Source organism: Mycolicibacterium confluentis (assembly GCF_010729895.1).
In the GTDB taxonomy this organism is placed as follows: domain Bacteria; phylum Actinomycetota; class Actinomycetes; order Mycobacteriales; family Mycobacteriaceae; genus Mycobacterium; species Mycobacterium confluentis.
In genome coordinates, this window is sequence record NZ_AP022612.1 from 4,125,567 (window position 1) to 4,138,635 (window position 13,069).

13 protein-coding genes are annotated in these 13,069 nt (G+C 66.1%); 3 read left to right on the plus strand and 10 right to left on the minus strand.

Annotated elements, in window-relative coordinates; genetic code table 11:
- The first annotated feature begins 11 nt into the window (after positions 1–11).
- A complete protein-coding gene (gene menJ / locus G6N34_RS19515) occupies positions 12–1,244 on the plus strand; it encodes a menaquinone reductase MenJ (protein WP_220097369.1) in 1,233 nt (410 codons plus the stop codon).
- Complete coding sequence (locus tag G6N34_RS19520; protein ID WP_085149834.1) at positions 1,241–1,762, plus strand: GAF domain-containing protein; 522 nt, start codon at positions 1,241–1,243, stop codon at positions 1,760–1,762. Before menJ ends, G6N34_RS19520 begins: the two co-directional genes overlap by 4 nt.
- Here the strand turns inward: G6N34_RS19520 and G6N34_RS19525 are convergent.
- The 9 genes from G6N34_RS19525 to G6N34_RS19565 form a co-directional block, all read right to left on the minus strand.
- Entirely contained in the window at positions 1,741–2,124 is a 384-nt protein-coding gene (locus G6N34_RS19525; protein ID WP_163645446.1) for an SgcJ/EcaC family oxidoreductase, read from the minus strand. The genes G6N34_RS19520 and G6N34_RS19525 overlap by 22 nt on opposite strands.
- 59 nt (positions 2,125–2,183) lie before the next feature.
- On the minus strand, positions 2,184–3,392 hold the full coding sequence (locus tag G6N34_RS19530) for a cytochrome P450 (protein ID WP_234812765.1): 1,209 nt from the start codon (positions 3,390–3,392) through the stop codon (positions 2,184–2,186).
- Between the two features lie 41 nt (positions 3,393–3,433).
- Positions 3,434–4,186, minus strand: coding sequence for an SDR family oxidoreductase (locus tag G6N34_RS19535; RefSeq protein ID WP_197746692.1), 753 nt, complete (start codon positions 4,184–4,186; stop codon positions 3,434–3,436).
- Positions 4,187–4,217: 31 nt separating this feature from the next.
- Positions 4,218–5,522: an amidohydrolase family protein gene (locus G6N34_RS19540; RefSeq protein WP_207576304.1), complete on the minus strand. Its 1,305-nt coding sequence runs from the start codon at positions 5,520–5,522 to the stop codon at positions 4,218–4,220.
- Positions 5,523–5,532: 10 nt separating this feature from the next.
- Positions 5,533–6,519, minus strand: coding sequence for an enoyl-CoA hydratase/isomerase family protein (locus G6N34_RS19545; RefSeq protein ID WP_085149842.1), 987 nt, complete (start codon positions 6,517–6,519; stop codon positions 5,533–5,535).
- A gap of 25 nt (positions 6,520–6,544) precedes the next feature.
- Positions 6,545–8,206: a class I adenylate-forming enzyme family protein gene (locus tag G6N34_RS19550; protein ID WP_085149844.1), complete on the minus strand. Its 1,662-nt coding sequence runs from the start codon at positions 8,204–8,206 to the stop codon at positions 6,545–6,547.
- A gap of 15 nt (positions 8,207–8,221) precedes the next feature.
- Positions 8,222–8,755, minus strand: coding sequence for a VOC family protein (locus G6N34_RS19555; protein ID WP_133057715.1), 534 nt, complete (start codon positions 8,753–8,755; stop codon positions 8,222–8,224).
- 11 nt (positions 8,756–8,766) lie between these two features.
- Positions 8,767–9,621: a phytanoyl-CoA dioxygenase family protein gene (locus G6N34_RS19560; RefSeq protein WP_085149848.1), complete on the minus strand. Its 855-nt coding sequence runs from the start codon at positions 9,619–9,621 to the stop codon at positions 8,767–8,769.
- Positions 9,622–9,686: 65 nt separating this feature from the next.
- A complete protein-coding gene (locus tag G6N34_RS19565) occupies positions 9,687–11,096 on the minus strand; it encodes an amidohydrolase family protein (RefSeq protein ID WP_163645448.1) in 1,410 nt (469 codons plus the stop codon).
- A 191-nt stretch (positions 11,097–11,287) separates the two neighbouring features.
- Between G6N34_RS19565 and G6N34_RS19570 the strand changes: the two genes are divergently transcribed.
- Positions 11,288–11,932 carry a TetR/AcrR family transcriptional regulator gene (locus G6N34_RS19570; RefSeq protein WP_163645451.1) on the plus strand — a complete coding sequence of 215 codons (645 nt, stop codon included), beginning with the start codon at positions 11,288–11,290 and terminating at the stop codon, positions 11,930–11,932.
- Positions 11,933–11,964: 32 nt separating this feature from the next.
- Here the strand turns inward: G6N34_RS19570 and G6N34_RS19575 are convergent, their stop codons facing one another.
- Positions 11,965–12,891 carry an SDR family NAD(P)-dependent oxidoreductase gene (locus G6N34_RS19575; RefSeq protein WP_085149854.1) on the minus strand — a complete coding sequence of 309 codons (927 nt, stop codon included), beginning with the start codon at positions 12,889–12,891 and terminating at the stop codon, positions 11,965–11,967.
- Between the last annotated feature and the right edge of the window lie 178 nt (positions 12,892–13,069).

Consider the following 13,069-nt stretch of genomic DNA (forward strand, 5'->3'; position numbering starts at 1 on the left):
TACTGGGAACCGTGAACAGCTACGTCGCCCATACCGCCGAGGTGGTCGTCGTCGGCGCCGGACCGGCGGGTTCGGCGGCCGCGGCCTGGGCCGCCCGCGCGGGCCGGGACGTCATCGTGATCGATTCCGCGACGTTCCCGCGCGACAAGACCTGCGGCGACGGTCTGACGCCCCGCGCGGTCGCCGAACTTCAGCTTCTGGGGCTGGGCGGTTGGCTCGACGAGCACATCCGGCACCTCGGACTGCGCCTGGCGGGTTTCGGCTCGGAGGTCGAAGTCCCTTGGCCGGGCCCGTCCTTCCCGTCCACCGGCTCCGCGGTACCCCGCACCGAACTCGACGACCGGATCCGCCAGGTCGCCGAGGATTCCGGCGCCAAGATGCTGCTCGGAGTCAAAGCCGTTGACGTCGAACATGATTCGGTGGGTCGAGTGACGGCGGTGGTGCTGGCAGACGGATCCCGCGTGGAATGCCGCGCGCTGATCGTCGCCGACGGCGTCCGTTCGACGCTGGGCCGCGTCCTGGGCCGAGAGTGGCACCAGGAGACCGTGTACGGCGTCGCGGCCCGCGGGTACGTGGCCTCCCCGCGCGCCGACGAACCGTGGATCTCCTCGGACCTGGAACTGCGGTCCACCGAAGGGGCCGTGCTTCCGGGCTACGGGTGGATCTTCCCGCTGGGAAACGGTGAGGTGAACATCGGCGTCGGCGCGTTGGCCACCGCCAAGCGACCCGCCGACGTCGCGCTGAAACCCCTGATCAGGCACTACACCGACCTCAAACGCGCGGACTGGGGTTTTGAGGGCCCACCCCGCGCCGTGGCCTCGGCGCTGCTGCCGATGGGCGGCGCGGTCTCGGGTGTCGCGGGCCCGAACTGGATGCTGATCGGCGACGCTGCGGCCTGCGTCAACCCACTCAACGGCGAGGGCATCGACTACGGCCTCGAAACCGGGCGGTTGGCCGCCGACCTGCTGGACTCCCCCGACGTCTCGGCCGCGTGGCCCGCCCTGCTGCGGGCGCACTACGGCAAGGGGTTCTCGGTGGCTCGCCGGTTGGCGCTGTTGTTGACCCTGCCGCGGTTCCTGCCGCTGACGGGTCCGATCGCGATGCGTTCGACGGCGCTGATGGGCATCGCGGTGCGCGTCATGGGCAACCTGGTCACCGACGAGGACGCCGACGCGATCGCTCGGGTGTGGCGGGTCGCCGGGGCGGGTTCGCGGCGCATCGACCGCCGCAAGCCGTTCACGTGAGCACCGCAGCCGGGGGCGACGCCGACGCCGAGGTGTACCGCGCGCCGTTGCGGTCCCGGCGCGACGACATCGATCCCGGCCTCACTCAGGCTCGGGCACTCGCCGAAGGGGTGTGTGGATTCGGCGGCGCACTGGACCCCGCGCCCGCCGATCTGGACACCGCCCTGCTCCTGGCCGCCGAGCAGTACGACCCCAGGGTGAGTGCGCGCATCGAACGGTTCGCCGGCATCGCGCCGGGGGCGCTGGTGTGGACGCGCGACGCCGACGGCCTGTACCGGCTGGGACGCCTAGACGGGCCGTGGCGCTACGACTCCTCGGCGGAGGCACAGACCGTGGACCTGGTGCACGTGCGCGACTGCACGTGGCGCGCGACGCCGTTCATCGAGCGCGACATCCCCGCGGCCGTGGTCGCCACATTCGCCCGCGGCGGCCGCAACTTCCAGCGAATCCACGATGACGCCGTCGGGCGGGAGTCTCAGCGCCTCTGGCAGACCCCTCAGTCGTCCTTCGGCGGGTAGTAGTACTCGCGCCAGGCGCTGATCTTCTCGCCTTGGACCTCATACGCGCCCATGACCGGCCAGCTCTTCTGTTTGCCGTCCACGATCCAGTGGTCGACGCGCTCCATCAGCACGACGTTGCCGTCGACGGCGAGATACCGGACCTCGAGGTCAACGCACTTCCCCCCGGCGAAGAACGCCTTCATCATCTCGTGGATGGCTTCGCGCCCAGACAGTTTCGGCCAATCAGGACCGATGTCAAAGGTGGCATCCTCGGCGAAGTGGCTGATGACCTCGTCGACATCGTTGCGGCCCCATGCGGCGATCTCGGCACGCACGACCTGTTCGGCCGTCGTCGTTGTCCCGTCGGTTTGTGGTGACACTGTGTGTTGACTCCTTTGGTCAGTCGAACGTTCGGACGAAGATTCGCCCGGGTATCTGGTTACGGCACCAGCAGAGGCAGCCGCTCCCAGCCCCGCACGGTCGAGGTGGGAGACAGACTGGCGGCCTCGAGGTCAACCTCCCATTCCGGGAAGCGCGTCAGCATCTCCTCGAGCGCAATTCGGCCCTCGAGTCGTGTCAGCGCCGCGCCCAGACAGAAGTGCGCGCCGACCCCGAAGGTCAGGGGCGAGGAAACCCTGCGGTGGATGTCGAAGCGGTCGGGATCGCCGTAGACACGATCGTCCCGGTTGGCCGCGCCTGCGACGAACAGCATCGCGCTGCCCGCCGGCACGACCTGGCCGTGGAACTCCGCGTCGACCGCGACGTACCGCCCAATGTGCGGGGCGGGCGTCTCGTACCGCAGGATCTCCTCGACGGCGTTCGGGATCAAGGAGAAGTCCGCAACGAGTTCGCGACGCTGGTCGGGGTGTTCGGCCAACACCTTGGCCGTCCATCCGATCAGCCGCGTGGTGGTCTCGTTGCCTGCTCCTGCGACGACCTGGACGTAGGCGAGGATCTCGTCGCGGGTCAGGCGCCGCTGCGTGCCCGTCTCGTCCACGAACTCCAGATGCAGCAACTCGCTCATGATGTCATCGGACGGGTTGTCCACCCGCCAGTCGAGGTACTCGGCGAACACGCCACCCCGAACCAGGGTGTCCTGCTTGAACTTCATGGCTTTGCCGGGCGCCACCCGCAGGTTCGCATCGCTGCGGTCGCGGATCTGCTCTTGATCCTGCTCCGGGATGCCGAGCAACATGCCGATGACGCGCATCGGCATCTGCGCGGCGAATTCGGCAATCAGGTCGAACCGCTTGGAGCCGACCAGCGGGTCCAAGCAGGCCGCGGAGAACGCTCGGATCTTCGGCTCCAACGACGCCACCGTCTTGGGCGTGAACATCTTCGACACCAGCTTGCGGTGGATCGGGTGCGTCGGCGCATCCTCGTAGATGACCAACCCGGGCGGCATCTCAATGCCCGACTTGATCAGCTCGAGGATGTTGCCGCGGCTGGACTTGAACGTGTCACGGTCCGCCAAGCCCTTTGCGACGTCCTCGTGTCGGCTGAGCGCGTAGAAGTCGTGCCGCTCGTTGTAATACAACGGTGCCTCGTCGCGCAGCCGCCGGAACGTCGGGTACGGATCCCGGTTGATGTCCAGGTCATACGGGTCGTAGTACACCTCACTGGCGGGCACCACCTGCTGGGTCGACACTTGTCCGCCTCCTTCACTGAGTTCCACCGGGTCTGAACGGGTCATGCCCCCATACCGCCGTCCACCGCAATCGCCTGGCCCGTAAGGAAACCCGGCGCATCGTCACAGAGCCACACCGCGATGTCGGCGATCTCGCCCGCCTCGGCAAGCCGGCCGATCGGCGCCGCCGAGAGCAGGGTCTCGATGACCTCGGGCGACATCGACTGGCGGAACATCGGGGTGTCGACGGTGCCGGGACACACGGCATTGATGCGTATCCCCTGGCTCGCATACTCGCGCGCGGCGACCCGGGTCAGTCCGACGACTCCGTGTTTGGCCGCCGTGTAGGCCGGCACGGTGGGCGCAGCCCGAAGCCCGGCCACCGAAGCACAATTGACGATCGCCCCGCCACCCGACTCGATGATCGCAGGGATTTGATGACGCATGCACGACCACGTCCCGGTCAGGTCGACCGCGATCACGCGGTTCCAGTTCTCCATGGTGCACTCGGCGGTCGGCTTCCCGTGTTCGCCGTCGATCCCCGCGGAATTGAACGCGGCGTCCAGCCTGCCGTACATCGCCACGGTCTGGGCAACCGCATCGGCGACCGCCGCGTCGTCGACCACGTCGCAGGGTACGAAAGTACATGTGCCCAAAGAACTCAGCTCGGCCTCAACCTTGGCGCCGGCCTCCTCGTCGACGTCGGCCAATGCCACCGCATAGCCGCGCCGCACGAACGCCTCGGCCGCGGCACGTCCGATACCCGAGCCCGCGCCGGTGACGAAGACGACCTTCTGATGCTGCGCTATGGGCACTGTTCCTCATTCCTGGGGGGACGCATCGCTTCTACCGGACCAGCACGCCGCTGAGTTCGGTGTGTCGCCTTTCGGCCGTGCGCTCCCCCAACCGGTCGATCACCAACGCCCCGTCCCGGACGACGGCCCGCAGCGCTTCGTCGGGACGTGCGAGCAACGACAGGTCCGCCACCGGGTCTCCGTCCACGATGATCAGATCCGCCAGGGCCCCCGGTTCGATCACTCCGACCCGGGCCGGCGGATCCACCAGCAGCTCACCGGCATTGGCGGTGCCCCAGCTGAGCACCTGTTCCGGGGAGAGGCCGTCGATCTGGCCGTAGTAGGCGAACTCACGACCATAGTTGCCCACCTGATGGTCCAGCGGGTCATCGTCCATGAGGTCGCGGAACACCCCGCTGTAGTCATCGCCGATCAGGATGCGCACCCCGGCGGCCTGCGCCGCCGGCAGCATGGCGCGGACGTGTTCGTACTGCTCCCGTCGCACACCCATACTTTCGCCATAACCGAGGTCGAGCACGCTGCGAAGGAAGATCAGACTCGGCACCCAGAAGGTGCCTGCTTCGGCCATCGCGGCGATGACTTCGTCGTCCACCTCATCGCCGTGGTCGACGACATCGAGTCCGAGTTCGATGCATTCCATGATCATCGCCTTGTCGGCGACATGGGCACGGACCTTGGCGCCACGTTCGTGCGCGGTGCTGATGATCGCGGCGATCTCGGTGCGAGACATGTTGCGGATCGTGCGATTCGGCTGACCGTGACCGGCGCTGGCGAAGATCTTGATGGTCTCGGCGCCGCGGTTGATCTCCTGGCGGACCAGTGTGCGCAGGGCATCCGGGCCATCGGCGCACACGTCTGTCCCTGGCGTTTCATAGGCTTTCCACCAACGACCGCCGTTGTTCATGTCGCCTGTGGTGCCGAGATGATGCCCGCACGCGCGGATTCTCGGTCCACAGATGATGTCCTCTTCGATGGCCATCTTCAGTTGCGCATCGATGTCATTGGAGCAGGAGGCGCCCGAGAAGCCGGTGAACCCGCTCTCGAGCAGCACCCGGCAGGTGCGGACCCCGATCGCCATCAAGACGCCCGGTGGGCGTTCCTTGCCCAGCCGATCGCTGTCGGCGATGTTGAACTTGTAGAAGTCCGAATGCAGATGACTGGTGATCAGACCAGGCATCAGCGTCATGCCGCCGGCGTCGATGACCTCAGCCGGTGGCACCGGCGACGCATCGTCGATCGCCGTGATTGTGTTCCCGTCGAGCGTGACACTGTGTCTGCCGGGCAGCAGCTTTCGGCCGTCGAAGACCTTGGCGTTGGTGATCACCAGCATGGTCATAACCTCCGAACTAGTTCGCGGCCCGACCCCGCCGGCTCAGTCGCCAGTCGGGGGGAAATTGGCTGTCGTTGTCCTTGACGGTGTCGGTCAGGTTGCCCAGCGTGTCCTCGTCCAGTTCCATGCCCGCGGTATTTGGATCGGGCATCAGTTGGTCGAGGGTGGACTCCAGCAGGCCCGCGACGATGCTGCCCATGTACTCGCCTTGGTGCTGTTTGTAGATCTCGAAGAAGGTCTTCTGCGCGAACACGGTGTCGGTGGGTCGGCTGCGCGAACAGGCCAGCGCATACTTGTCGGTCATCGCCTCGAGGTCCTCGAAGGGCACCACCGCGTTGACGAAGTTGCAGTCGTACATCTCCTTGGCGGTGAACGGCCGGCCGGTGAACACCATCTCCATGAACTTGCGCGCGCCCATCGTGTTGCACCACTGCCACTGTCGCGCGGCGAAACCCGCGTAACGCCATGCGGCGTGCCCGAACAGTGAGTCTTCGGAGGCGACGACGATGTCGGCGTCGGCGGCCTGGTAGAAGTGCCACCCGTAGCAGTAGCCACGAACCTCGAGAATGCTGATCTTCTTGAAGTCCTGCAGGCTGCGCATTCCGGCGCTGGGGTCGGTGTAGAACTGCACGGTCGACGCGCGCCGGCGGTAGGTGCCCACCGGCGGGTAGGTCACGTCGGCGTCGTCGGGAACTCGCACCGCCTGATTCATGCTGCCCTCACCGCGGCCCGCCATGGTGTCGAGCAGTTCGGCGAGGTCGGCACCACTGCCCAGGTTGGGGCCATTGGCCCGGATGACGAGAACCTTCACGTCGTCGTCGATGCTGGCGTTGTGCACCAGGTCGGCGTAGCGGTGCTGGGCCCCGATCGTCATCGCATTGAGCTCGTTGGCACGGTCGAGCGTGATCGTCGCGATCTTGGTCTTGGGGTCCTTCTCGTAGAGCACGATCTGCTCCGGTGCAGGGCGGTCGTCGCGTTCCGTGCGCTGTGCCTGTTCGGTCATCTGCCAAGCTCCTTGTGGGTGTTGGTCAACCTGCGCCAATGGCTGTGTCCATGCAATGGGCTGTCGGTTCTGGGCTCACGTGGGCTGCGACCATCTCAGTCAGTTCGAACAGCCGCACCTTGCCGGTCGGCGTCCTGGGTATGTCGTCGTGGGTGACGAACACGATCCGGCGCGGCACCTTGAAGCTGGACAGTGTTTGGCGCAGCGCCGACCTCAGGTCGGCCTCGGACGGGGCGTGGCCGGCCGCCGGCACCACCGCCGCGGCGACGAGCTCGCCGATCTCGGCGTCCGGCAACCCCGTGACGAGCGCGAGTTCCACCTCGGGGAGCGCGTTGAGTGCCGCCTCGACCTCCAGCCGGGATACGTTGGCGGAGTTCGTCTTGATCATGTCACTGATCCGCCCGACGAAGAATGCGTAGCCGTCGGCATCGATACGCACAAGGTCCTTGGTCGGGAAGAAGCCGTCTGTGGTGAACACCTCGTCGCGGGGCACCTTGTAGAGGCCCGTCATCAAGGCGCCGCCCCGCAGGTGCAGTTCGCCGACCTCACCGGGGGCGACCTCGAGGCCGGTCTCCGGGTCGACCACCCGCCGTTCGATCCCGTTCACCGCGCGGCCGGCGGCGCCGGCCTTCGACTCCGGGAGCCGTCGCGTGACCGGCTCCGCGCTGTGCGGTGCGAAACTCTCCGACATCCCGAGCATTCGGGTCTGCAGGTGTCGCGGGATGGATTCGCCGTTCTCGTCGCGGGTCGGCCCCGTGGTGATCTTGATGTTTTCGAGGTTGCTGCCGCGGGCCTTGGCCGCCGCCTGCAGCCTTGCCAGCATGTGCCAGATGACGATGTTGGTGATCCCGTGTGCCTCGATGGTGTCGAGCACGACGTCGACGTCGGGACTGGTGGGATACACCAACGTGCTTCCGGTGCTCAAGACCTGCAGCGCGGCTGATATGCCGCCCATCCAGAAGGCCGGCAGTAAGGACAGGGTGCGATCCTCCGGTTGCACATCGAAGTAGGTCGCCAGGACCGGAGGCTGGCGGGCGACCGCCCACTGGCCGTGCACGACCGCCTTCGGAGCGGCCGTGCTGCCCGAGGTGTAGACCACGAACGCGTCGTCACCGGGCACCACCTCGTCCTCGACGGCGGCCAGCAGCGTGGTATCCGGCGCGTCGGGTCCGTCGGCGCGCACCAGGAGGTCCTCGATCGAACGCGCCCAGGGCAGACCGGCGCAGTCGTCGAGCCACACCGACCGCAGATAGGGCGCCGCGGGCAGGCGTAACGCCGCGGGGTTCGCGGAGTCCAGCCCCGGCAGGGCCGCCTCGATGTTGCGCCCGAAGTCACGGGACAGAAAGCGACGCAGACCGATCAGGATCTGCGCGTCGCTGGTACGGACGATGTGCGCCAGCTCTGTTGGCGTGGTCAGTGTGCTGATCGGGGTGACCAGCGCACCGATGCGCAGCGCGGCGTAGAACGCGGTGAGCAGCAGCGCGCTGTCCGGAGCGAGGATGGCGATCCGGGTGCCCTTTCCGGCACCGCTGGCCAGGAATGCGCGAGCCATCCTGGCGCAGCGCTGGTCCAGATCACGGTAGGTCTGCGTCTCTCCGGCATGGATGAGCGCGGCGTGGTCCGCGCGCGCGGCGACGACCTCGGCGAACAGTCTCGGGAACGTCGATGCGGGTTCGGTGCGGTTCATCGGTTCGGGTCCGGCTCAGAACCGGGTGATCGGGTTGACGCCGTCCCACGCCTGTGCTGCGGCGCGCATCGCGGCGAACCCCGCCTCCCGCACCGGACTCGGTTCAAGCAACTCGACCATGAATCCGAGCGTGGGCGTGGTGTCCACCCAACACGTTCGACTGTTGCCGATGCGAGCCTCGAACGCGAGCTCTGCTCCGCCGGCGATGTAGGCGTCGCGCTCGGCCTCGTAGTCGGTACAGACCAGTGCCATGTGATGCAGGCCGGACTCTCCCCTGCCGAACACGTCCCGGAACACTCCCGGTTCGTCGTTGTCCTGGCAGACCAGTTCGACCTGCAGGTCGCCCGCATACGCGATGGCCGCGGTCACCGTCGGGAAATCGGCGGGGGCTCCGCGATGCCTGCCGTCCACGCAGTCCACGCCGTCGAACCAGAAGAACGGTCCGACGCCGGCACTGCGCGACCAGGATTCGATGGCCTTGTTCAGGTCGGGAACCAACCAGCACACCTGCATGAAGTTCCGGTTGGGGAATGGCAGCCCATTCGTCAAGGAAATGTCCTTCAGCCGATCAGCGGGAAGCGCTCGTCGTTGAGCGCCTCCCACGGCGCCATGTCTGTGGTGTCGAAGTTCGGGCACGGCGAACCGTTCCAGCAGATGTCTTCGGGCTGAACCACCAGCAGGTAACCCCAGCGGGGCCGGTCCATCATGTTGGCGCCTGCACCGTGGATGGTCAGGTGCGTGTGCACGGTGATGTCGCCCAGCTCGTAGGTCATCTGTTCGCTCATCTCCAGATCACGCAGCTCCGGGAAGACGGCCAGCGCATCACTTCCGCCGTAGGTCGTGTAGTCACCGAGGACTCCAAGTCGATGCGATCCACTGACGAACGACATCGTGCCTGCGTCGGGACCGTACGGCTCCAAGGGAATCCAGAACGTCATGCCGCCGGTACGGTCCACCGCGAACGTGATGTAGTCCTGGTGGAACGCCGTGGCGCCGTTGCCACCGTGCCGAGAGGACTTGGTCGACGGCAGCTTTGGCACGAAGAAGTCGTTGTAGTACCTGATCCCGACGGGCGCTCCGGCATTGTTGCGCCGACCCAGCAGCTTCGTCGCACTCTTGCCGATCTCGTCGATCAGGGGCCGCAGGACGGGATTGGAGAGCCCACCACTTCGCTCGGCGTTGAAGTACGCCAGCGCTCCTTTGGCCGCACCGTCTGAACCCACCGTCATGCCCGCCTTCAGCGGGTTGCTGTCGGCGTCCTCCCCCATCTTGGCCTGAGCGAGCTCCAGCATTCTGGCCAGCACATCGGGGTCGACAAACCGCTTCAGCTTCACCCAGCCGTGCTCGTGGAGGTGTTCGACCTCCTCGGCAGTGACCAGGCGGCATGGTGACTTCAGACCGGTGGAATCATCCATGGTGGGCAGTGATCTCCTCGCAGACAGGGGGTTTCGCACGGCGTGCCGGTCCGGCCGGCACCCGATCAGATGAAGATGCCGGGCCCGGTGCGGAAGGCGTAGAGACCCACCACGGCATCCTCGGGCAGAACGTAAGGGGTGGCGACCTCGGCCACCGTCGGGCCGATCCGTTCGGCCACCTTGGCCAACTTGTCGCGGTCGAGGCCGTACAGGTCGATCGCGGTCTCGCCCAGAAACTTCTGCGTGTACTTCGGGTCGATGTCGGAGAAGGTGAACCGCATCGCCTCGCGCGTATCGGGAAAGGTCCCCTCGGCATGCGGGTAGTCGTCGCCCCACATGACGTTGTCGACCAGGTCGTGTTCAACGGAGAGCTTGGCTTCCCCATTGGACATGAAACTCGCACCGATGTAACAGTTCTGGCGGAAGTACTCCGACGGCGGCTTGGGCAGCTTGGCGCGGATGGCGGCGCCGGTGGGACCGTGGTAGAGCCCGTCCATGTCGGCCATGGCGGCGGGCGCCCAATCCACCCATTGCTCGGTGAGCACCAGCTTGAGGTTGGGATAGCGCTCGAAAACGCCACTGAAGATCATCACCCACAGCCCGCGACGGGTCCGGAACGGCGTCTCCATCATGTACATCATCTGTGCGCCCTGCCCCTCGTAGGGGTAGTGCTCTCCGCCGCCACCATGAGTGTTGACGGACATGCCGGTGTCGTTACAGGCTGCCCAAAGCGGTTCCCACGCAGGGTCGTTGAGCATCGGGAAGTCGCCCCGCGGCGCTGGAAGATTGATTCCCTTCAGGCCGGCCTCAGCCGCCCACTCCACCTCCTTGGCACATGCACTCAAATCCGAGATCGGGATGTGGGCGATGCCGGCGTGCCGTTCCGGCGCCAGCGACACGAAGTCCGCCAGCCACCGGTTGTAGATCCGCACTCCGACCTGTTCGAGATAGTCGTAGGCGGTGTCGCCCCAACTGATGAGCCCGGTGGTCGAGAACGGGATGGACTGGCCGTTGAGCCCACCGTGGAAGATGACGTCCGCGGCCACACCCTGCTCGTCCATGTCGGCGATACGCGCGTCGTGGTCCTGCAATCCGGGCGCCAGGCTGTGCTCGTAACTGCGTTGCAGGAACCGGGCACCGACCTGATCGGCATTGCGAATGCCTGCCTGCTTGCCGAACTTCTCCGCTTCGGCCTCGCCGAGCTTCTTGACTTGATCTTTGCCCCGCTCGGCCTGCGACTTGCCCAGTGACCAGCTCTGCTTCCCACCGGATTTGGCTTCGGAGGACCGCCAGCTCAACAGACCCTGACTCTCCATCTCCGCCACGAAGCGGTCGAAGTCATCGAGGTGTTTGGCGTCGCAGTACGGGCGCAACTGGTCCTTCACGGACGGGCCGACGTGGCTGTCGATCGACATCACCACGTAGCGCTGGTGATCGGTTTCCCTTCCGACAGAACCGGACTGATCGCGCGACATGACCTTCCCCCTTGAATCTGTTGCGTCACTGTGGGCCGTCGCGCCGCACAACGTGGCTGACGCTCGGGCGATCCCCTGAGGCGATGTTAGGCACGCTACCGCGCTTTTTGCAACAGTGTTGTACTTTTGCACCGATGTGGCAAAAGCGGCCCGCAGGCAGCGAGGCAAGCCCATTGACTAGGGTTTTCGTTATGGGGTCCAGGGTTCAAGAGCGGACGAGTCGACATGTGCTCGACGCCGCGCGGACCTTCATTGAGGCTCACGGCGTGGAGCAGCTTTCGATGCGCCGACTGGCGAGTGAGGCGGGCGTCAGCGTCCGCACGCTCTACAACCATTTCGGCGACAAGGACGGCCTGCTGACCGCGCTGGTCCAACGCTCATTGGACTCGATTGACGTCGCCGTTCACCACCTGACCGCCACTGATCCGATCGAACGGATCTGGGAGGCGATCGCCGTCTCGATCGACAAGACGGTGGCCGAAGTGCCCAAAGCTGTGGTCAGGGCCGTCGTGATGGACGATCGCCTGGTTGACCTGGTGAATGTCCGCTGGACCGGGTGGGACCTGATCGTCGCCGAGATCGGCGCGGCCACCAGAGCGGGGGCACTGCGGGCCGATATCGAACCGGCACTGCTGGCCGAGCATGCCGCGATGGTGCTGTTCCATCTGCAGCGTCGGTGGACCGCCGGCGACCTCGACGATGCCGAACTACGCGCAGGTGCGCTGCATGCCTTCGACATCTGCCTGCTCGCCGTCGCAAAACCGCAGGCGCGCGGACGAATCCTCGAGCACGCTCAGTCCCTCACCGCCGACCGCCCGCGGCTCACCGGAGCCTGAAAATTCTTCGCGCGACCATGCCGGGCCGCTCGTCACTGTGAGCGCAGCGCACTGAACTTGTCGTCGGTCGACGGAACCTCGGCACCATCGACGTCCAGCACCGCTTCCATGTTCTCCGCAATGGTCTCCGCCGTCAGCGCGGAGCGACGCAGGCCCTTCGCCGCGACGAAGGCCAGTCGTGCCACACCGCCCATTCCGACCTGCAGCACCTCCCCGTTCAGACGGCACACCTCATGCGCCAGATATGCCACGGCCGGTGCACACAATTCGGGCGGCATACTGGCGTTGACCTGTGCGATCTTCTCCGGCGACATCCCGTACAGCGACGAGAGACTGTCGCAGTGGTCGGCCGAGAGACGCGTGTAAGCGCGCGGCGCGACGGCATTGACCCGGATGCCGTCGGCCAGTCCTTCGGTCGCCAGATTTCGGGTCAGTCCGTACACGGCGCCTTTTGCTGACGCGTAGCTGGTCAGCCCGGACACTCCGCCAAGCATGGCCTCGGAGACGGTGTTGACGATCCGGCCGTAGCCGGCCGACCGGAAGTGTGGCCACGCCGCCCTGATGACGTAGAGGGTTCCGAAGAAGTGCACGTCAAGCATGCTGCGAAACTGGTCGAGCGACAGCGCCTCGAAGTCCGCGGGGTCGTGGATACCGGCGTTGTTGACCACTATGTCGAGCCGGCCGAAGGTGTCCAGTGCCGAATCGACGATCGAGGTCGCCTCACGCTCGTCTGCCACCGACACACAACATGCGATGGCCTCGCCGCCGAGTTCCCGGATCTCTCGGGCCACTTCGTCCGCAGGGACCGACGACCTACCGTTCCCCTCGGGGTCGACGCCATAATCCGCAACGACGACGCGCGCACCCTTCTGCGCCAACAGGAGTGCGTGACCGCGGCCAATCCCACGACCTGCGCCGGTGACGATCGCAACCCTGTCATCAAAACGTAACTCAGACACGCCTTTTCCCTCCGCCGCCGACAGGACTGGTTCGCGACCCTACCCCTCTTGGAACCCCGGAAAACAGGCGATTCGCGAACGTCTCACGGAAAGCGTTGTGCACCAGTCAGTTTTATGCCCGATTGCGCCGACATCCTTGACCGGGGATCCACCGGTCTGCTAAGCAGGTGCTCAGCAC

Excerpts from the sequence above, each read along its gene's own strand:
- G6N34_RS19550 (WP_085149844.1), bottom strand. The coding sequence starts at position 8,206 with ATGAACCGCACCGAACCCGCATCGACGTTCCCGAGACTGTTCGCCGAG.
- G6N34_RS19545 (WP_085149842.1), bottom strand. The coding sequence starts at position 6,519 with ATGACCGAACAGGCACAGCGCACGGAACGCGACGACCGCCCTGCACCG.
- G6N34_RS19560 (WP_085149848.1), bottom strand. The coding sequence starts at position 9,621 with ATGGATGATTCCACCGGTCTGAAGTCACCATGCCGCCTGGTCACTGCC.
- G6N34_RS19540 (WP_207576304.1), bottom strand. The coding sequence starts at position 5,522 with ATGACCATGCTGGTGATCACCAACGCCAAGGTCTTCGACGGCCGAAAG.
- G6N34_RS19565 (WP_163645448.1), bottom strand. The coding sequence starts at position 11,096 with ATGTCGCGCGATCAGTCCGGTTCTGTCGGAAGGGAAACCGATCACCAG.
- G6N34_RS19570 (WP_163645451.1), top strand. The coding sequence starts at position 11,288 with ATGGGGTCCAGGGTTCAAGAGCGGACGAGTCGACATGTGCTCGACGCC.